The 21334-nt window shown below is 33.7% G+C and carries 13 protein-coding genes; 9 read left to right on the top strand and 4 right to left on the bottom strand.

What is annotated here, in order from left to right; genetic code table 11:
• Window positions 1-2: 2 nt before the first annotated feature.
• Window positions 3-1274 carry an HlyD family secretion protein gene (locus HCX49_RS08420; protein WP_168126791.1) on the top strand — a complete coding sequence of 424 codons (1272 nt, stop codon included), beginning with the start codon at window positions 3-5 and terminating at the stop codon, window positions 1272-1274.
• 375 nt (window positions 1275-1649) lie between these two features.
• On the opposite strand, the gene HCX49_RS08415 is transcribed toward HCX49_RS08420, so the two are convergent.
• The gene (locus tag HCX49_RS08415; protein ID WP_132768753.1) at window positions 1650-2396 is read right to left on the bottom strand and encodes a hypothetical protein; all 747 of its coding nucleotides are present in this window, start codon (window positions 2394-2396) and stop codon (window positions 1650-1652) included.
• A gap of 197 nt (window positions 2397-2593) precedes the next feature.
• On the opposite strand from HCX49_RS08415, the gene HCX49_RS08410 reads away from it, so the two are divergent.
• Window positions 2594-2947: a hypothetical protein gene (locus tag HCX49_RS08410; protein WP_132768751.1), complete on the top strand. Its 354-nt coding sequence runs from the start codon at window positions 2594-2596 to the stop codon at window positions 2945-2947.
• Window positions 2948-3112: 165 nt separating this feature from the next.
• On the opposite strand, the gene HCX49_RS08405 is transcribed toward HCX49_RS08410, so the two are convergent.
• The 3 genes from HCX49_RS08405 to HCX49_RS08395 all read right to left on the bottom strand — a co-directional run bounded on the left by HCX49_RS08405 (window position 3113) and on the right by HCX49_RS08395 (window position 6387).
• Complete coding sequence (locus tag HCX49_RS08405; RefSeq protein ID WP_132768749.1) at window positions 3113-3520, bottom strand: hypothetical protein; 408 nt, start codon at window positions 3518-3520, stop codon at window positions 3113-3115.
• Entirely contained in the window at window positions 3505-4185 is a 681-nt protein-coding gene (locus tag HCX49_RS08400; RefSeq protein ID WP_168126790.1) for a DUF6843 domain-containing protein, read from the bottom strand. The genes HCX49_RS08405 and HCX49_RS08400 overlap by 16 nt, the downstream gene beginning before the upstream one ends.
• A gap of 1206 nt (window positions 4186-5391) precedes the next feature.
• Window positions 5392-6387 carry a hypothetical protein gene (locus HCX49_RS08395; protein ID WP_168126789.1) on the bottom strand — a complete coding sequence of 332 codons (996 nt, stop codon included), beginning with the start codon at window positions 6385-6387 and terminating at the stop codon, window positions 5392-5394.
• Between the two features lie 995 nt (window positions 6388-7382).
• Between HCX49_RS08395 and HCX49_RS08390 the strand changes: the two genes are divergently transcribed.
• The 7 genes from HCX49_RS08390 to HCX49_RS08360 all read left to right on the top strand — a co-directional run bounded on the left by HCX49_RS08390 (window position 7383) and on the right by HCX49_RS08360 (window position 21282).
• Window positions 7383-10499, top strand: coding sequence for an AAA domain-containing protein (locus HCX49_RS08390; RefSeq protein WP_168126788.1), 3117 nt, complete (start codon window positions 7383-7385; stop codon window positions 10497-10499).
• An 82-nt stretch (window positions 10500-10581) separates the two neighbouring features.
• Window positions 10582-12507: a DUF4365 domain-containing protein gene (locus HCX49_RS08385; protein ID WP_168126787.1), complete on the top strand. Its 1926-nt coding sequence runs from the start codon at window positions 10582-10584 to the stop codon at window positions 12505-12507.
• Window positions 12508-12627: 120 nt separating this feature from the next.
• The gene (locus HCX49_RS08380) at window positions 12628-13458 is read left to right on the top strand and encodes a hypothetical protein (protein WP_168126786.1); all 831 of its coding nucleotides are present in this window, start codon (window positions 12628-12630) and stop codon (window positions 13456-13458) included.
• Window positions 13459-13547: 89 nt separating this feature from the next.
• Complete coding sequence (locus HCX49_RS08375) at window positions 13548-14387, top strand: hypothetical protein (protein WP_168126785.1); 840 nt, start codon at window positions 13548-13550, stop codon at window positions 14385-14387.
• 664 nt (window positions 14388-15051) lie between these two features.
• Complete coding sequence (locus HCX49_RS08370) at window positions 15052-16191, top strand: hypothetical protein (protein ID WP_168126784.1); 1140 nt, start codon at window positions 15052-15054, stop codon at window positions 16189-16191.
• Between the two features lie 2 nt (window positions 16192-16193).
• The gene (locus HCX49_RS08365) at window positions 16194-18197 is read left to right on the top strand and encodes a phospholipase D-like domain-containing protein (protein ID WP_168126783.1); all 2004 of its coding nucleotides are present in this window, start codon (window positions 16194-16196) and stop codon (window positions 18195-18197) included.
• Complete coding sequence (locus HCX49_RS08360; RefSeq protein ID WP_168126782.1) at window positions 18190-21282, top strand: helicase-related protein; 3093 nt, start codon at window positions 18190-18192, stop codon at window positions 21280-21282. Before HCX49_RS08365 ends, HCX49_RS08360 begins: the two co-directional genes overlap by 8 nt.
• Window positions 21283-21334: the final 52 nt, after the last annotated feature.

Here is a 21334-nt window from a genome sequence, read left to right as displayed (position 1 = left end):
TAATGGAACAGAGTCATAAGATTAGAAATATTCTATATAAGCAACCAAAAAAAGTGGTCAAATGGGGGAATTTTATTATTCTTATAATTGTTTTTTTACTATTGTTTTTTTCCTATTTCATGCAGGATCCGGATATTGTAAACGGTACTGGTTTTTTGAAGAAGATAACAAATATAGAAGAAGTTAGAAGTCGCACAGATGGAGATATAGCTAAAATTCTTTATAAAGAAAATGATATTATAAAACCGAATGCGACAATTGCGATAATAAGAAGTAATGCAGATTATTCTAGTGTTCTTCACTTACTTCAAAATCTTGACAGTACACTTCATTTTTTTAAGCAAAAAAATCATAGTGTTGATCAATTTGTTTTAGGAAGAAGCTATGGTGAGTTGGCTGAACTGCAAACAGGATATGCAGATTTTTTACATCAATATAGTTTATTTAAAAATAGTAGTAAAAATGGCATTAAAGATTATAAAAAGGGAATGAAAAGTAGACAGTACCAACTCATGACCGAAGAACAGCAGAAAATTAAAAAGCAATTATTAAATCTTGATGAAAAGATTAATTTGGAGCAAGAAAATTATAATTCTTATAAAATTCTATTTGAAAAGAAGATTATTTCATTAGCAGAATTCAGAAATAAAACGCAAGAATTTATTGACCTAAAAAATCAAAAAATTAACATTGAAATGAACTTAGTAAATAATTCTTATCAAGCAACTGATGATATGCTCAGAATAATTGAAATGGATACTGAAGCCAAAGATGAATTAAATTCTTTCTTTTATACTACGATGAGTTTTTATAATCAAGTTAAGATTTGGATCGATAGCCATTCCATTATATCTTCTAGAGGTGGGAAATTGATTTTCAATAAAGATATCAAAGAAGGAACCTTAGTTAAGAAAGGTGAATCGATATTTTATGTTGATCAATCTTACAAAAGCGATGACTTCATGGTAGAATTAAACTTAGGAACATCTGCTATAGGAAAAGTAAAAGAAGGACAAAGTGTTAAACTCTCGATTCCCGCTTATCCTTATCAGGAATTTGGTTACTTACGGGCGGAAATAAAATATTTACCTGAAATTGGAATGACAGATACTGTTTACCGCGCGACAGCTATATTGACTGATAAAAATATTTCATCGTTCAATAAACCATTCCATTTAAAACACGGACTGTTTGCCGAAGCGAAAATAATAACTCAAAGACGAAGTTTGTTAGAAAAGCTATTGGGCAATTTTAGAATTAACGATCGTTTTTAATATATAATCTTAAAATGTAAGCGTGTAAAATTATTTCATCTTCAACACTCTTGATAATTGCTAACGTATAGGATAATCCTACATAATTATAGATTCGTTGGCTCGATATGCTATTGCATTAAAATTTAAGAAAATTGGTCTGCCTATCGCAGAAATGGGATGTTTTCATAGAAAAATAAGAGTTTTTATTTTGCTCTATTGTTCACTTATGATTTATATCAATTACCCATTAGTATAGTTACCTATTATACCGCTCTTACTAACAGCAGAAAACATGGGTTAGAAAGACTTTATAAAGAAGCCTGGTCTGTATGCCTAATTGAAGCCATTTAACCCAGCTTTTGGCAACACCTTGTTAGCAATAGTAAATTTGCCTCAGAACTGAACTGGTAATTCAAAATCAACAGACTTTGTCCCATCTTCATATTCTATACCTTTTAAGCTCATATAAGTTTTACCATTTTTTTCAATTCGTCCTATTGTGAATTTGTACTGAATCACATTTAATGTGTTTCGGTTTTTAAAATCAGCCATGTCAAGATTTTTAGGAATTTCAAATTTCCAACTATATCCCTTCCATTTGCTCTTTAGTGCATTTTTGTCTGTTGTAACATTTATTGTGTCGGCCAATAACATTTTATATTGTCCATAATTTACAGTATTATTTTTTAAGTCAATAGTCAGTGAGTCTAATTTCGCAAGTTTGTTATGTGATTTAAAGCGAATTAAATCATCTTTAATTTCAATAAAGATATTCTCTTTTCCTGTCGAAACGACTTCAACATTATTCATCCAAGCCATTAGTTCTGTATATTCTTCTTTTGTCACACCCAACCTTTCATTATAAGGCATAGGTTCTCCATTTGGAACAGTTTTCATATACTCTAAAAACCACTCATAGTTTTCTGTAATTGCTGATTGAATTTTTTTTGTCAGTTCAACTTGCCTCGGACTTTGTAAAATATTGTCCATAATATCAGCTTGCACATTTTTATTTGGGAGTAGCTCCTTCAAGTCAGACTGAATATTTCCAGTCAAATTTTCTTGTGAATTTGTTGTTTGACTATTTCCACAATTTGTTGAAAAGATTAAAAGCATTAATATATAAAATGTCAGTTTCATTGAGGTTTGTTTTTATTAATGGCAATATTGTTCAGTGAGGCTAATATACAGAATCTTTCCCCAAATCGTCATTATAATACCGATGATTGTCCATCTTGTAATCGCTCATTCAGCATGATTAGAAGTATAGTTCTTGATAGAAGGTAACTGGACATCATCTTACTGGAGATCGCGCTTCAGGAGCCTCTAATCGACGGATGGAGAAGGATTGTAAGACTTATGGCCTAACAGATCCTATTTGGAAAGAAGATGGTGATCATCTTATACTTGAGTTTCCTGGACTTGGAATAGGTGAGGGTGTACGTGAGGGTGTACGTGAGGGTGTAAATGATATTGTTGTAGAAGGTGTACGTGAGGGTGTAAATGATAGTCTTAATAGACTTATTACCCTTATAAATACTACTCCTGGTATGAATGCTAAACAACTTGCTATTGCTATCGGTAAAGGTCATTCTACTGTTGAACGTTATCTTAAGCTACTCCGCGAAAACATGTTGATAGAATTTCGAGGTGCACCAAAAGATGGAGGATATTTTGCTTTGGATAAATAGGCTTTGTTAAATTTTCTAACTAGCTCATGTTAAATCATTTCGTAAACAAAATATATGCTTTACAATTACAAGTGTAAAAATTCATTAAAATGATATCCTCTTTATTGTCATCAAGTATTCACAAGTAAAAGTACCAAAGAAGCCAAAAGCAATATGCAAAATTCACTATGCATTTATTCTACTGCTCTGCTTGTGAATGGATTTATTAAGGTCAAAAAGTTTATCAATAAGAATTTTATTTGTTACCCAAAGTAGTCCGCCAAGAATGTATACGCCAAGTTTTCCGTTCTCTCCATTGTAAATAATGGAGTCGTGAAAAGTCTTCTCAATAGTTACTTGCTCAAATGTCCAGAGTATATAGTTCAAAATAAAACTCAAAACCGTCCAGCCAAATTCGAAGTTTGTTGTCAAGTAGTAAAAGGTGATTTGCAAAGTAAATACCGTAATATACATAACAGTAAAAAAATACCAACCAATGTTCGGAAGTACCGCAAGCGCCCCTTCAACTATTGGAATTGTCAAAAGTGCAAGTCCTACACCAATTAAATATTGTATGGTTATTTTTTCCTGCATTGGAATAATAAGCTGTCGATTAATTTGTCCGGAATACCTCCATCGTCTTGAACTCTAAAATTGTCCCAGGAAGTGACTGCCATCATATGAAACTCATAATTCTCATTCATTGCAGTAGATCCACTAGCTGTCCCAAGTAAAAATATACCGACCTTATTTCTTGGAGGCTCATTTTTGTTCTTTTCAAGTGTGTAGTCTTCGTTAAAGTCTTGCTGTATAAGTTCTGGTATTTTTTCTATTTTGTTCCAGTTTTTATCAACAAAATAATACTCTTGGTCTATGATACCAGTCTCAAATTTGTTTGTGAGTATCATAACTCCATTATCTGGAATTTTGTAAATCAGTCTTCCATCTACTTTTGGAACAGTCTGTCCACAAGGCTCATTATAAATTAGCGTGATTTGACCTCTAAAGTCTTTAGGAATTAGAAAGGTCTCTGGTGTCATATGCTTTGAGACTAAAAAGACGAATGCAAGCATTCCAGGATACCAAAGTAGCAGTGGTAAAAAGGTCGTTAGTAATTTTGTCTTTAGCTTGATTTTAGAGAGCCATACTATCAAAAGTCCGATTATAAAAACTGGTCCTCCAAATATTATCCAATAAGGATTTAAGCAAGCAATCCAACTTAAAATAATCAGAATAATTCCCGTTTTATAAACTCTCATTTTGTATTTGTCGTATTTGTAAAATTATAGATGGTTTGTGGTTTGGCGAAAATGGCAGACTGAATTTTAAATTTGTATCACGGTTAGCATAAGAAATATAGTATTTGCTAATATACTATAAAAGGAAATAAAAAAGACTTTTATCAGCGATGAATGTAATTGATTTTGAATTAATATAAAAGGTGTAATAATCATTTTGGTTCCTGAAACGAATTGAAAGACAAAGGCGCAATTGCAATCGGTAGTATAAATTATGCAGGGTCTGTTAAGCATACGCGATAAAGCCGAATGTATTCCTCCATTTTCTCCTTTACGGTTTCCCGTATACAGGGTAAAATAAGATTACTTATCATTGCGCGCAATTGAAGAATACAAAACTATTTTGCTTTTTATTTTTTAATCCTTGATTTTCAGTTCATATTGTAAATGATTTCTAAACGGCCATATTGTTTTTAAGAAATCCTATCTAAATTAAGAAAAGGGTCTAGTACCTACTGCTGTTAGTGTTAATATCGGCGTTCACTAACAATTACTGCTTCATGTATATGGTTGTGAATCCACCCATAATGGCGATTTAGTTCGAAACCCTTTTTCAATATTTTAATTAAAATATACTTAAAAATTGCTTAACATGGAAATGGATTTTTTTTGTAGAAAGATATTGCTGAAAATATCTGCTTAGTCTAATCCAATAGAAAAAAAAACATCAGTTGCAGTGGATCTCTAGTAATAATATTAAATCATGATATGAATAATAAAAGCAGTTGAAAATATCGTAAACGGATTTTTAGGAAACGGTTATCTACCGATGAAATATATTGTACTCCGAGATGAAGAGCTTTTAGATTTGAAAGTGATTGGGGTATTTAAAAGAGTTTTAAACCATTTTTGTGAAGAAAATTGCTTGACGAATCTTGTACAAGGTTATGGTTACTTTTATTTAAAAACGTATTTACCACTTGTTTAGCATCTTTGTTAGAATCCATATCTGCTCCTTTATGAGTAATTTCTAAAAAGAATACGATAGCAGTCAGTAGCGGGTGATGTATTTTGCGATTAGCAAATTGTCTTAGGAAGCATGCCACTATATTTACGGTAAAGACAAGGGTTAATTTTCAGCCCTATCGGACTAGAAATTAACCTTTGACACAATTCTATTTATAATTCCAGTCAATTTTTACGGACATGGTCGTTATTGTTCTGGATCTATAAATCTTTATTGATTATACTATTATTGTAATCCTTAATAATGTCAACTTTAATAGAAGCAGATCCTGATGGATTATCTATTGATCCAAATAAATCGCCAGACAATCTAGTGATGTGTCCTTCTTTAAAAATAACATCTTTAACAGCTCTTCTACCTAGTATCTTATTTTCTTTATCGAAATATTGAATTTCAAAGTTTTCAGGCTTTGAAACTTTATCAGTCGAATAGGCTCTTGGATAGAAAATTGATGATAATATTTTTTCTTGTTGATTTCGTATATCATTGACATTCAATCTCAGATATCCGGTCGTAGAACCTGTATTTATCGTTGTTGGACTGTGTAATAAGACATCTTTAGAATGTGGGCCTTGTAACAAGATATAATCGACATGGTTAGGAATTATACCAGTTACTTTAAATTCAATTTTTGAATTGAACCTTGATAATTGAATATTAGCAGTAACTGGAGTTTCACCAACCTCAAAAGCAACTAATTTATTAGGGTTTCGGAATATAGAGCAATAATTAATGACATGAGTACTTGCGCCCTGTACTGTATGATTAAAATTGAAATAGAAATTTTCTACTGTTGTATCTTCCCAATAAAAATCACCAAAATAACCGTTATAAGCTAAAGCATAAACACTATATTTTCCAGTAGGTAGTTCTAATTTAATTTGATCTGCACCAGTTATAGGTGTACCATTTACATTGTAAAAAGAACTATGAATTTGTTTAACCAATCCATCTTTCCCATAAATCAAAAAATCAATACCAGTAGGATTATCTGGGTTTTCAATATCTGACATACTTTTTGCAGTGTTAGCTGAGCTTGTCTTTAGGTTTAGAGGTCTTATTGATTGCTCTAGTCCAGAGGTTTTTAGCGTGACCTGATATAATTTTTCTTTAGGATCAGTTTCAGTTGATTCCCCCTTCTTACATCCATAAAATAGGAATGGCACAATCGCCAATAATGTTAGTACACTTTTCATATAAAATATAGCTTAATAAAAAATCGAAGATAATTAAATTATTTACAAAAATGATTTAATTAAGTGGTTTTTTAAATTATTTTCCCTGGTAGAGATAATATTTTAAAAAACAAGGGTTAAACATGTGTGAGGCTGTTTTCTAAAAAATATTTGTAAATATAATTAACTCAACAAGTCTTTAAGTGTAAAATAGGGTATAGTTGAAGACTTTTAATCATATATAAAAATACGATACGCCTAAAGCAGTTAAAAAGTGAAATCATCGCGAAAAACATTTGCACAAGTCTGAGGGGGCAGTAACTTTATCATTGGTTTCTCTCTAAAAGTTTCTATTTAGCTTGAGCCTATCACAAAATTTAAAATATTGTTGTGGTAGGCTTAAGCCCCAATTGTGCATTGCCATAGTCGATTTCTTTGATATATCATTTATGATCAAGTTCATCAATTTCATAAGTGCTTGTTATGAGTATGCTGGCATCATTACTCTGAAATACCAATTTATCATAATAGTGTTCACAAATAACTATCAGCATAATAATTTAGTCCCAACATGTAAAGATTAATATCTGTGTAAATGATAACTGGACAGATCGTTAGTTTGTTTATGGACGGTTTGATATTTTAAGCAGTTCGTGATTTGATGAAAAATGATTAATAGCTTTAACAAATTGAGAAATTCCTTTTGACCTTTTACAAAGTTTTTTTTAGAATATTTTTAGCTTTTCAAAATTCTGCTCAACAATGAAATTGTGATGATTTATTCGAATAATATCATTGTTGATCAACTTATAGTATAGCGGCCATCTGGTATGAAGGTTTCGGTGGTCTGATCCAGCGCAAGTTTATTAAACTTTCTTGTCACATATCCATTCTTTATTGTATAGCAAGAAGGAATTACTATTTTTGATAATGGCGAACGGATAATAAAAATTTCCAGATATTTCTCTGTAGTGTTTTTTAGTATTAAGTCCGAAGATGAGCTTTTAAAGCATATTATGAAAGAAAAAGAACACTTGCAATCAATTATAAAGTATTGGAGATCGATCGAGGTTTTTAATTTACCGGATTTTAAGTTAGAGCAATCAGAAAATAACAGCTATTCCAGAATAGGCTTTACGGAAGATGAACCGTGGCTTAGAGGAAATGTTTCAACAAAAGAGAACCACGAATTGCTTTACACGCTTGTTTTAGGGACAGTTGACAAGAAGAAGGTGTTTAAGACTATCGATAGTTATTTTTCAGTAGATGAAAGGTTGAAAGACGAAGACTATGATTTCGTTAATGGTCGTACGCTATTGTGTAGCATTAGTATTTCGCAGGAAGGGACAGTAAAGGATTTTGGCTACCTTTTGCCATCCTATATATTCGGAATCAAGCTACTCCATGATCATAAATCACTCGACCAGGTCAATAAACTCATCAAAGAGCAAAATGATGATTTTATTGATCGGGATAAGATTATTAAAGAACATGCTATTTTAGCAGGTGAAAGCGAAGTTGTTTCCAGACCATTTTCTTATGCTCGATTAAAAGAGGAGATCGATGAGTTGAAAAAACTGATATCTTTTTGGTTCCAAGATGAAATAGTAGTCTACCTCAATGTCAGAGAAGTAAGAAAAGACAGGGATATCGATCCTCCGTTTTTAAATAGTTTTTATTTAGATGATCTTAACAAAGTATTACAGCTAAAGGAAGATAAAGTAAATACAACTGTATCGAAGTTATTGTTAAGAACAATAAATGAATCACAGCGTGTTGATATACTAAACAATCGCGGATCATTTTTAGATTCGATTAATCCCAAATATCTAAGTGAGGGAAGATGGCCTAATTCGTTAAATTACAACTTATATCATGCCCAACAGGGAGCTGTACAAAATATACTTCATGAGCTAGAAGAAGGAGGTGTTTTTAGTGTTAATGGACCGCCGGGAACTGGAAAAACTACCCTATTAAAGGAGATCATTGCCAATGTCATCGTCAAGCGGGCAGATTTAATTTTAGAGGTAGGTGTTTCGCAAATATTTCAACCAAGGGCAAATAGCATCGGATCGAAATCATCCTCTTTTGTCAATTATTATCATGAATTAGATAGCCGTTTTCTAGGTGAATATGGAATTGTTGTGACCAGTAATAATAATACTGCTGTCGAGAACATATCTAAGGAACTGCCCAAGCGTGACACAGATTCCTATGCAGAGGCTCTTAACGTCGGGTATTTTTCCGAAGTTGCAGATCGTTTAGTACCTGGACAGAAAAACTGGGGGATACTTGCTGCGGTGTTGGGTAATGCCAAAAACCGTTACCAATTCATTGATAACTTTTGGTACGATGACAAAAAAGATAGTCAAAAGACTGGTTTTTCATCATTTTTGAGAGATGTCATTCGTAAAAAAACCAAAGTTGATGAGTTTCATTATTTAAGACTCTTTAAAGACGAAGAAGAAAAGTATAGCGTACTGAAATCAGAGTTTATAACTTTTAAGAATGCATCAGAATCATATTTTGTTTTATTACAACAATATGGTGTCAATCACAGATTATTGCATGCCTTAAAAGTAAAGGAGGCTGAGGTCGAAAGAAAACTAACCAACAGCGAATTAGCTCGTCATCAAAAAAGTAAAAACCTGGACGATCTACGTGCCAATCAGGTTCGGGTACAGAAAACATTGGATTACTTAAAGATCAACCAGCCGTCACCCTATTTTATACATAAATGGTTTAGAACTAAGTCCTATAAAAGCTGGAATGAACAGTATCAAGTACCATTAAATGAACTGTTAACAATAAGCCAGGCTATCAGTGTGGATCAAGCAGAGGTAAGGCGCATCAATCAAGAAATTGCGGCATTAAAGGGTGAAAAACAGGCGATAGAGCAACAGAAATCAAAACCCCAACAGTATTTTTCTGACTTCAAAGAGAAACAGGATGTATTGTTAAACAGGTATGGTATTGAAATCAATAATTTGCCGAATGAGACTAATGTTGATCAATCCATAAAGGACTTACACCTCAGTATGCCTTTCTATTCTCTGAAGCTCGCAAAGATTCAATCTGATATTTTTTTAAGTGCACTTCGCATCCATGAGTTAACGATCAAAGTCAATGAAGGTATCATTTCAAAGAATATGCGAACCTTCATGATGTATTTAGCATCAGGACCGGATCAAGACACAAAGATGATGCAACATTTATGGGATAGTTTCTTCTTGTGCGTACCCGTTGTATCGACGACATTAGCCTCTATCTCAAAACAATTTCCATTCGATTTAAAAATAGGGTGGACGTTGATCGATGAAGCAGGACAAGCGGTACCACAATCCGCTATAGGTATTCTGCAGCGTTCAAAAAGAGCAGTCGTAATCGGTGATCCACTGCAAATAGAACCAGTGGTTACGATCCCCCCTAGTTTGGTCGAGAAGCTACGAGCAGAATATCAAGTTGACCTGCTTTGGTCACCTTACGTTAGTTCGTTACAACAATTGGCAGACCGAACCAACTATAAGGGTACAACAATAGTAGATTACAGAGACACATCCGTATGGACAGGATTCCCATTGCGGGTTCATCGACGTTGCAAGGAGCCTATGTTCTCCATATCCAACAAAATCGCTTACAATAACCAGATGGTACTGTTCCCTGGTTTAGAGAGCACTAGTTCAGATATTGTCACAGCAATTAAAACCCAGTGGATAGATGTTAGAACAGAACAATCGGCCTTAAATAAGCATATTATTTTAGAAGAAATCGCCGCTATTGAAGATTTTTTAGATAAAAATTCAAAGGTAATTGGAAGAGATGATGTATATATTATAAGTCCTTTTAAGAACATAGCAGATCATTGTACAAAACACTTTAATAGCTTGAAATATCCTCACGTAAAATGTGGTACAGTACATACTTTTCAAGGGAAGGAGGCAAAAACGGTTATTTTTATTTTGGGTACTGATCAAAATAGTGGTGGGGCCCGCAAATGGGCATCGCAAAAGCCTAATCTTGTTAATGTGGCAGTGACTAGAGCGAAGAAAAATTTCATTATAGTTGGAAATAGAGAGTTGTGGCGAAATCAGCCCTATTTTAACACACTGTCTAGTGAATTGGATTTAAGGTAAAAGTTTTTATAAGATATGCTGTTTAACTCACTATTTTTTTGTTTCAAATTTTGTAAAGTTTAAAATAATGCCGATTAGACCAATGCAACATAGACTCGAAGATCTTTCGATAGCAAAGTTCCAACTAATTTTACCTCAAAGATGGGTTTTTAGAACTAAAAACAAAGATTATGGGATAGATGGGGAGGTAGAGTTGTTTGACGAAGATGATAAAGCTCAAGGATTGATTTTTTACGTTCAATTAAAGGCTACGGGATCAAAAAACGATTCTATCATAATGAATGTTGATTTAGATATTGATGTTTTGAGGTATTATAGCATGCTTGATATTCCAGTTCTATTAGTTAGATATTCTGAGTTTAGGGATAGTTTTTATGTAAAGTGGATTTATAATGTAGACCTCTCGTTTAGTAAGAAAGGTGCTAAAAAATTTAGAATAAAGATTTTTGAAAATGATTTGTGGGATTCTAGCTCGGGGGATCAGATTGAAAGAAGGATTGATAACTTAAGGCTCATTAAATCGGGGAAATTTACCTTCCCCATTCAATGCTCACTTATTATAGATGGAGAATTTCAAGGCGAGAGAAAAGTTTTTTTAGATACACAAATAAAGAAAGAGCTGAATTTCTATTCCGACTCTATACGCTTAGTTAACAGTTCTAAATCCATCATTGAAATAACTTTAGATACTTCAGAGTTAAGAATAAATTTTTGCGGGTTGAGAGCTTGTTCGTTTCATAGTGTAGAGGATCGGGATGTTGAGAAATTTGCTCAAGAAATTGCTCAAGATATTTTAATTGGTTGCGCAATATGCATGGTTCAAATAGGTCAAATTGATTATTGTGGCCGGATTATCTACGATAATAACTTAGAGGGACGATTAATTGATAAACAGGAGTCTTTGATTTATTTGCTTTCACCACTTTTTAAGAGCTCTTATTTTAATAAAACTTTAGATTTAATAGGAGGTGTTCTTGATATTAATTCTTCACTGGAAATACAGCTGATTACTCAGCTTAATATTTTGAAAAGTTCTGAGCTAAATAATAAATCAAAAATTAGTGCAATTGAGGCTTTTTTTGTAAATCGTCTTAAAAAAGCGAAAAGTTATAATGATAAAACACAAATCGGAATTGCTCACTATAATTTAGCAAATCACTACAGAGGACAGCAAATGTATTATGAATCTGTTGTAAATTTCGTATCAGCGAAAAGATTTGAGCCTAGGTATGAAGAACAGGATTATTATTATGCTGAGTTGGCTGGGATCATGTTTATTCTTGAGAAGTATCAAAGATCCGCTCGGTTCTATAAAAGAGCAATTGATTTGGGTGCAACAGGGTTAACAATAGGATTGTACGCTGATGCATTGATGTTTTCTGGAGACTACCAAGAAGCTGTGAAGGTATTTGAGGTATACCTAAATAATACTAAGGAGTATACCAATGAATTTTTTCTTAAGTTTTCGTGTTTGAAATCTTTAACAGAAAAAAAGAAAATTTTATCTCAAAAAAGAGATTTAGTTAAGGCGTCGTTATTCGCCGACTTATCAAGATTAGAAAAGGGTAGTACCCCTGAAGAATTTCTTGAACAAGCGTTGGATACTGATTTATTATGTGGTTTGGCTTGGTATAATTATGGACTCGTCTATAATGCTGATTCGAGATATGAAGAGGCTATGTTTTCGTTTACAATGGCAGGTCTTGTCCAAAATAATGATATTGAAGCTTGGATCAATGCAACGAAGTGTTGCTTAAATATTAAATCCGATGTCGAAAACTTTATTTTAATTATATCTGTAGCATATCTCTATAATGGAGAAGATTATTTAGAAAATCTTTACAAAAGCCTTATGATAAATATTGATAGTGCTGGTGTTGTTAAGATTAAGAAAGCAATAGAATTAGTCTTGTCTGAACAAAATATTAGATCCAGACATCCCATAATTAGAGTAATGAACGAGAATGGGAAATTTATAAATATTTTCGAAAATCAGGAGGAGAATTAAATAGTTTGCAAATAGAATCGATTAAAAATAAAGTAAATAATAATCGGAACCTTACTTCATTACCCTAAATTGAAATTGTATCTTTAGAATCATTGTTACGTCAACTTTAACCTATGTTATATGATGAGAAGAAAATACTATTCAGCTAGAGCAGGTAATCTTGAAAAAAATGCGCTCAGTCTTGATGTGTTGAAAAAATTATTTTTGGTTGTTTATCGTAAACTTGATTTGGATGGATATTTTCAAAAATATTTTGGTGTTGATTGCACAGATGGTTATGTTCCTGGCGAGTTGGGACATGATATTGGGGGTGTAATACTTTTGTATCTCAGAAAGGACGATCTTTATCCAATCATTCAAATGATGCAAAATTATTCTGAAGAAGATTTTTTTGATATCATCGAATTTCTTTACGATCATTGTGCTCAAGGTATAGATGGGGATTATCATAGTTGGAATGACTGTGGGTATCATTTTCAGAAGTTTGATGTTGCTGCTGGACAAAAATACTTTAGGGAATTAGTAAACCCTCTACTTCGAGATTACAGAGATGGATATGAAATCTCTGATGAAGGAGAGATACTTCATTTAACTGACGAAGGACTTTCTTTTTTACATGATGCTTTAATTCCTTCAAATGACCAAGATAATATATCTAATAGAATAAGTTCAGCAATTTTAAAATTTAGACTGCAGAAATCTTCTCTTGATCAAAGAAAAGAAGCCATTAGAGAACTTGCCGATGTTTTAGAGTTTATTCGTCCACAAATCAGAAAACATCTAAATAAAAAAGATGAAGATGACCTTTTTAATATTGCTAATAATTTTGGAATAAGGCATCATAATAAAAATCAGCAAGTGGAATACGATAAAGCAATTTGGTACAGCTGGATTTTTTATTATTACCTCGCGACCATACATGCAGTAATTAGGATGGCTAATAAGAAGTAGTTTGATACAAACATTGAGTTTTAAGCCACAAATATTAATTTTTTAACTTAAATAACCAGACTATTTGGTATTAACTTTATAGAGTACGGATGTGTATATTTTTTAATTGGATATTACTTTCTGGGCATTCTTGCTATGATTTGCTTAAAGATTTTTTTGTCCCAATTATTGGTTCTGCATTGGGTGTACTTGGAGCATTCTTCGTTCTAAAGCATCAATTGAAGAAACAAAGGGAAGCAGATGATGAAAAGTCGGAAATTCAGTCTGCATCAATTCGAATCTTGTATAGAAGTAATGTTGAATCACTAATCTTTGAATTGGATAAAATCTATGAATCTATAGGGGTAGAGTATGATCGAGTGATTGAAGAGGGGTGTGATTTTATGCCATCTATAAGCAGTTGTCGACCTCAATCTTTGAGCTTACTATTAAGCTTGAACTATGAGAGTCATTTTAAGGCTTATCTTGAGACAGGGCAAAATCAGGTGGAGTATTTTAATTTATCCTACAAATCTCTTATTAGACTTAAAGATCTGATTGATCATATCAATATTGGATTAGAACGGTACAATAAAGAGTTTTCAAAAGTATTACAGGAAAATCGTCAGCTTATAAATAGTTTTTTAGGCAAGAAGGCCGCCATCTATATAGATATTAAAAAGCTTATAAGAAGTCAATACAATAAATTGGGTAATGGGCCAGAAGCAGTTACTTTCCAACGAGAAATATTCAAGGCTGCTTTAAAAAGTAAAGATTTGCACAATCCACATATTGATTCTGATATTATTGAACCTTTTATTGACGAGTGTAATTCTAGCTTACATAAAATCATGTTATTATCTGTCGAATCGGATAGACTAAAAAGCACTTTTGGAGACTTTATTAAAGAATATCTTAAGCTGAAAAGAAATTTAGAAACTATAATGTGATCAGTGTCAAAGGATAAATAGAGTGTGTAACTATTTTGGGACTGTTTGCTCTGACTTTTTTTCATAGTAAACAAACTTCGTTTTATAACATTGATCGATGTTTTCTCAATGCTATAGTGGGAGAGTTATTTAAACGCTCTTTCAGTTTAGCAAGCATTTATTGTCAAATCCAAGCTGGTCTGATCTTCATTCAGTATAAGAGTTGTGTAAATGTTAAAAGAATTTCACCAATTCTCCGGAATATAGCTGAATATTATCGTAGTCAGCTTCGGGACTTATTCGCACGCTGTTGGGGAAGGCTTCGGGAAATGTCTATTGTGCCTCTACTGTTTGTAAACTGTTTGTCTACTTTGCCTCTACAAAAACAGTATAGGCAAGGTATAGGCAGGGTAGGTAAACAGTATAGGCGTTCCGAAAAAGGGGCGAAGCAGCCCCGACGCGCAGTAAAACAAAAGCCGAATGTATTCCTCTTTTCCCCCTTTACGGTTTCCCTTATAATAAGTAAAATAGGATTACTTATTATTGCGCGCAATTGCAGAATACAACATCTATTTTGCTTTTTATTTTTTAATCCTTGATTTTCAGTTTATATTGTAAATGATTTCATACTGCCATATTTCAGATACAAATTCGATCAATTTAAAAACAAAAGTTATTTCTGTAAATGTATTTTTTAACAGCACAAGATCCAAATTATATCGTTAAAGGTTCTAGAGATCCACTTGGTTTCCAAGTGCTCTGGCAGAGCGTAGGTCGACAACTCATTCCCAATTTGTCGACTGTTTCGTCTAGTATTATCGATTTTCAAATCATGTGTATAGCCAGTTACTATAAACACACCTACAATTTAGAAGAATCTCGATACCGTCTCCTATTTAGTCGCTTGGAAATACTGATGGCTTTTGCACGATTTGCTAAAGATTCTACTTTAGGGTTTAATGGAGTCGATAAAATTCGAAAACTTTATCAAGAATCGAATAAAGAGCTGATAATTGCCGATGACATGCAGATTTTATCTAACCAAAGGGCATATGGTATTTGGGGTAAGTATAATAGACCTTTTCAAGATTGTGGTATTCTTGAATACAAAGGTTTGTATGCTTTAATTGAGGATAAAATTAAAACTGTACCTCAGTTCAAAAATACGATGGAACGACTGCTAAACCATACTGAAGGAAAAAATATACATTTGACTAAAGAACAGTTATTTAATATTTCTAATATTATTGAAAAGCCACAGGAGGAGGAGCATGATTTATTTGTAAATACTCTTCTTAAGGACAACTGTGATAATGCTCTTCAGTCTGAACTCGCACGCAATAAAGAGCTTACAAAAGAACATCTGTTTGGTTTTATCAATGAAATGCAGCAAAATAGTTCACATGATTCTCTAAAAGCCATGCTTGATAAAATTAAGCGTACCGAACAGATATTATGCCCTTTAAACCGAGTGTTCCGACATTTACAGACTAAGGTTGAATGGAAAAAGACTGATCTTGTTTCCGATAGTGCTTTCGTTGGGTTAAATAGAGATATAGATGCAACAGGGCTTGATGTCAAGATTCAGGAGTTATATCACATTTTAAAAATGCCGAATGTGGAATTAGTAGAAGGTCTGGCAAAAAGAAATGCGGAAGTATCGCAATCGAGAAGGTCGGCACCTTGGATTAAAATGAATGATGACCGTTTGGAAGTGAACCACCATGAAGGAGGTTATCCGCTTAGAGAATTCAATGGAGAAGAACAATATGATAATAGTTATTTTCTATATTCCTATTTACATATCCATAAACAGCTATATTAAGCATGAATCAATTAATTTTAAAAGAAGAGATTAAGGAAAAGATTGATGGTCAAAAAGTATATGCTGTCCTCATGTATAGTTTTAATTTTGACCCCATCTTCTTTGAAAACTATGTAATGCCATTATTCATACCAGATAATGATTTTTCAGATATCGCTATTTATAATAAAATTCTATGGCGCAAGTATCAAAAAGACGATCGTATTCCACCCGTCACTGTTTACTGTGATTTTTATGCAAAAGACAGAAGTGTAGCACCTTCATTAGGGTACTCCATCAATTGCATTCAAGTACCCGAAAAAAAAGGTTATATCTGCAATTTTCATCCTAAGCATATCTTTATATTGGTCCATGATAAAGGGAGCGGTGCAAACGCCGGTGTGAAAAGTCAAAAGCTCATTGTCGTAACCGGTTCTGGTAACATTACTCCGAGTGGCTGGTGTGATAATTTTGAAGTCTTTTCCATACGTGAGTTTAAAGCAAATAAAAGTAAACCTCGAAGTACTACCCGAAATGTCCTTCAAGATGTTATTCGTAGTACTGCTCATTTGAATCATTTACCTAATAACAGTTTGTCTGGTGCAGAAGAACGTATACATACATTCCTCAATTATGTCGATATCAAATCAGATTTTGTGTATCATCACAGTCAAAAACAAAGTTTTAAGGATTTTATAAAATCTGAGATCCCAGAAGACGAACAGATTCAAAAGATCGAAATTATATCGCCTTTCTTTAGTGCAGATACATATTTGCTAGAGACTCTTCAGGATAGCTTCATCCATGCTGAAATCAGCATTCTTATCCCTCGTTTAAAAACTAACGAAGTAACGCTAAAAAAAGAAACATTTGACTTGCTTCATGAAAGGGGGGCTGTCTGGAGTAAATGGAACAACAGCGATTTCAATAAAGAAGTACGCAATCTGCATGCAAAAATATACAGATTTCATGGCAAAGAAAACGTATATACTATTTTAGGTTCAGTAAATTTCACGAATCCAGCATGGGGTAAGTGTTTTACCGATGACAATCAGTCTAACGTTGAGACAGCTGTTTTGTATAAGGAGAAAATCACAGAAAACCGGTATTTACTGAAACCTGTTAACGAACATGAACTGGAAAATCTCCAATTTTTACCATTAGAAAGTTTAGAAAATAATGATGCTAATCCCTTTGTCAGATACGCCCCAGATATCCATTTTAAATTAGATTGGAAAAAGCGCACATTGTCATACGAACTGCACAGTAAAGAAAAAGGAGTGCGGTTTCAAAATATCTTAAATGATATTCCTATAGTAAAAGGTATTCATTGTAAAGCATTAAGTGATAGTGATATTAAACAGCTTTCGGCCAATACTCTTATTGAAATAGCAGTAAGGACCAAAGAGCAAGATCTAGTTTACACCTATTATCCCGAGCAATTACATGTAGAAAGCAAACCACTTGAATTCAGGCTGTCGGTTCTACATATATTAGATTATTGGAGAAACTTGGGTGATGAGTTGGCAAGCAATCAGCTTAGCCGCATGTTTGCACAACGTGCAACAAATGAATCTGGAGTGATACAAGAAGAGTTAGTCGAACCGAAATCAATCTTAAATGAAATGGCATCCTATTTCAATGCTCTTATTAAGCTTGAAAATTATCTCTTTAATCCAGGCAAACGAAAGGATAAACAAACGTGGTTTAGAGATCTAAAATATTATCTTTTTACAGAAAATATAGATACAATTCCCAATTGTTTAGTTATGTTGGAGAAGGACTGTCAGGCAGGTAAACCTAAAAGCCTTTACTGGATGGTACTTCAGATCGTAATTGTTAATTTTTATGAAAACGCAAGCAAGCTACTGCCAGATTTCGAGCACGCTGACTTTAGAAATGATATCCTGTCTATTGTAGGACGATTGAAGAAAAGGTCAAAACAGATTGCTAACCAGATACCGGGCATGGAAGATGTAGAGGTTCAAAATTGGGTTATTAAAGAATTGAAAAAGAATTATGATTAAGACCTTAGCACAAGTACGAGAGATCATTGATCTTAATCCAACAGGATCTATATCCACAGTTATTAGCGACCGTCAAATAGAGGTGATCAGGAAGTCCTTCAATTATTTAGTAAGTAGCAAGAATAATACAGTCGTTTATATTGCTGATGAAGTTGGATTAGGGAAGACCTACATCGCAATGGGCATTTTGGCCCTTTTTCGTTCAATTTCCAAAGAATTTTCGCATCGCGCATTGATCATCGTTCCAAAAGTCAATTTGCAACATAAGTGGCAGAAGGAATTGAAGCTTTTTATGCAGCAGAATTACCTTTTGTCCAGACAAGAAGAAGAAACATTTGAAGAATGTAACCCGAGAATTTACGATCGCTTAGGTGCCATAGATAGCGCTGAAGATTTTAATATTTTTAGAATAAGCTCCTTCAGTCATATTGTCTATTTTGAAGGGGATGAAAACAAAAGAAAGCAACTTAAAGAAAAACTTATCCAACAACATTTTTTAGATAACGCATACTGTAGGAGTATTGTAGAACAGGCCTATCATTTGGGTTATTTCCGCAAAGATAAAATATCGCAGCTCAGACATCTTTTAGCTTATCTACTCAATGTCTGTAGTCCAGCTATTGAATGCCTTGTTGTTGACGAAGCTCATAATTACAAACATGGACCTGGGCATGAAGATCAATTTAATGCCATCCGAAACGAAGTTACCGCAAGATATTTAGGAGCTATTCGAGATTCCGCAATTTTTAATGATTTTGAAGGATTAGAAGCGCAAGTTAAATTTCCATTGGCCAAAAAGGTTATCTGCCTTTCAGCAACACCCAAAGATAGCAGCCTTATTGAAATCAAGAATCAGTTTCACTGCTTTACCAATAAACATGTCCTGTCCGAATGTTTATCCGCTGAAGATATTAAAAAATGTTTAAATCAGTTTTTGATTAGGGGAAATATGGAATATCGCTTTGGTGATACATCCTATTCACGTAATCAGAGCCGTGAAGAACATCGGTTTGGTAATGTCAATAAATCGATAGATCCGGAGAGACTAGAGATCAAGGATGAATTTGAGGGCGTTTTCTGGCAATTATTACAGTATAAGTCCCTTAAGCATCTTCAGGTCAAAAATGGAATTGAATTTGAAATGGGTATGTTGGCCGGGTTTGAAAGTTATTCGGTAGATGTAGAGAAAAAGATAAAAAAAAGAAGCGCTTCGGTCGAGACAGATGCTACCAAAGAATATGAAGAGGTTGCCCATCGGAATAAAAAGGAGAGCGAAGATCTCAATGTGATAAAGAACATTATCCGTTCCTATACCAATAAATTTAAGAAGGAGCTCCCGCCACATCCAAAGCAGAGCAAATTTGAAGCGGAGCTACTAAAGCAGTTACACCGTCAAGAGAAATCTTTAACTTTTGTACGTCGTGTTATGACGGTACATGAGATGGAAAATCGGCTGCTTCGACAATATGAAAAACATATCGTGGTTGAAAAGCAGTTGAAATTTTCAGGAAAATATAAAGATTTCCAGAATGAAAACATTGAAGCTTTGATCAATGACTGGAGAGATCGAGATATTAAAAATAAATTGCCTGATTTCTTTCAGAAGCTACTCCAAAGGAGGACATGGCAAAGGTTGATGAAGGAGTGCCAAATAATGGACGAGCTTATTGTGAAACAAATGTTGAGAACGATTTACAATGAAAATGAAGCAATAAAGCAATTAATAAAACCTCTACTGGTAAAGAATTCAATTAATATACCATTTAAAACAGAAGAAGCTTTAATCGATACATTTAAGGCCAAGCACTTTGCTACGCATGTAGACGAAGCCGAGGAAATTTTAGACGACGAATCTTCAGAAGCAGATGACAGCGCTGTAGATGGTAACAGTTATTTTTTTGGAACCTATTTTAGGAAAGGGGAAAACGGACATCCGTTCCGTACAAAGATGTATCGCGAAAATTGGTTTGAGCTCGATATAAGCTATTTAAATAACCAATTTTCATTATTTAGTTTTGATGAGATCCATCTAGAAGAAAAGTTAAAGGGGCTTCCGGTCGCTTCAGATCGAGTCCGAAAACATCAGTTGTATGCTTTGAGACAGAACACCCTTATCGAATGCTTGGGACAGGCTGCAATACTATCTTTTGGTAAGGAAAGTACTATTTCTTCTGTAATTAATACAGAGGGATTAGATGAACATCAGATTTCGGCAGACAATAGCTTTTTGACTCAGTTATTATTGCAGTACTGTAGAGCTGAAATGAACAACTGGCTTAAGGCCATTTGTCAAGTTTCCCAAACGCCAAAAGATCTGTTGTCTCAGGTCCAAATTCTCAATACAATTCTAAGAAATATTTTCCGTAACGGTTCTGGACTTTTACCATCATTTGTGGCAGAGACACAGCCCGAAGATTTTTCAAAGTCATTACTAGAATTAATTCTTGCCGAAGATGCACCCTTTCATTTTTTACTCAGTGAGATTAAATGTGTTTTGACAGATTATCATCTCCAGATGAATACTAATTTTAGAAATAAAAGTAAAAAAGATATCACTAGCATGTTTCGATCTATGAGTCCAGTCGTAGGAGTGAGTGGCCTAGTGAAAAGAGACCGTAGTTTAGTCGCTGCTCAATTTCGAATGCCAGGGTTTCCCTATGTGCTGCTCTCGACTGATATTTTGCGAGAAGGAGAAGATTTGCATACCTATTGCCAGCATGTCTATCATTATGGTGTCGCTTGGAACCCTAGTGATATGGAACAGCGTACCGGAAGAGTAGATCGTATCAATTCATTGAGTTACCGAAAGCTTAACGAACGACAAAGGTTAGATTTTAACGATAAGATCCAAGTATTTTATCCCCATTTAAGTCAATCTATTGAGGTAAATCAAGTATATAAATTACTACATAACATCAATCGGTTCACGGAGACATTCAACGATATTACAACACATGCGTCTTATTCAAGTACGGTTCATATTGATGAGCAAATCAGTGAAGATACATTACCTAAAGCCATCAAACATAAGATAGAAGCACTTTATGATGTAGCTAATTTTAAAGATGAATTAATGGACGAGTAAAAGTATTGTATTTAAGGGGTAACAAACACATGTAAAAATGATATTTGCAATT

This window comes from Sphingobacterium sp. B16(2022) (assembly GCF_012030425.1).
GTDB lineage: Bacteria > Bacteroidota > Bacteroidia > Sphingobacteriales > Sphingobacteriaceae > Sphingobacterium > Sphingobacterium anhuiense.
This window is presented reverse-complemented; position numbering and strand designations above follow the sequence as displayed.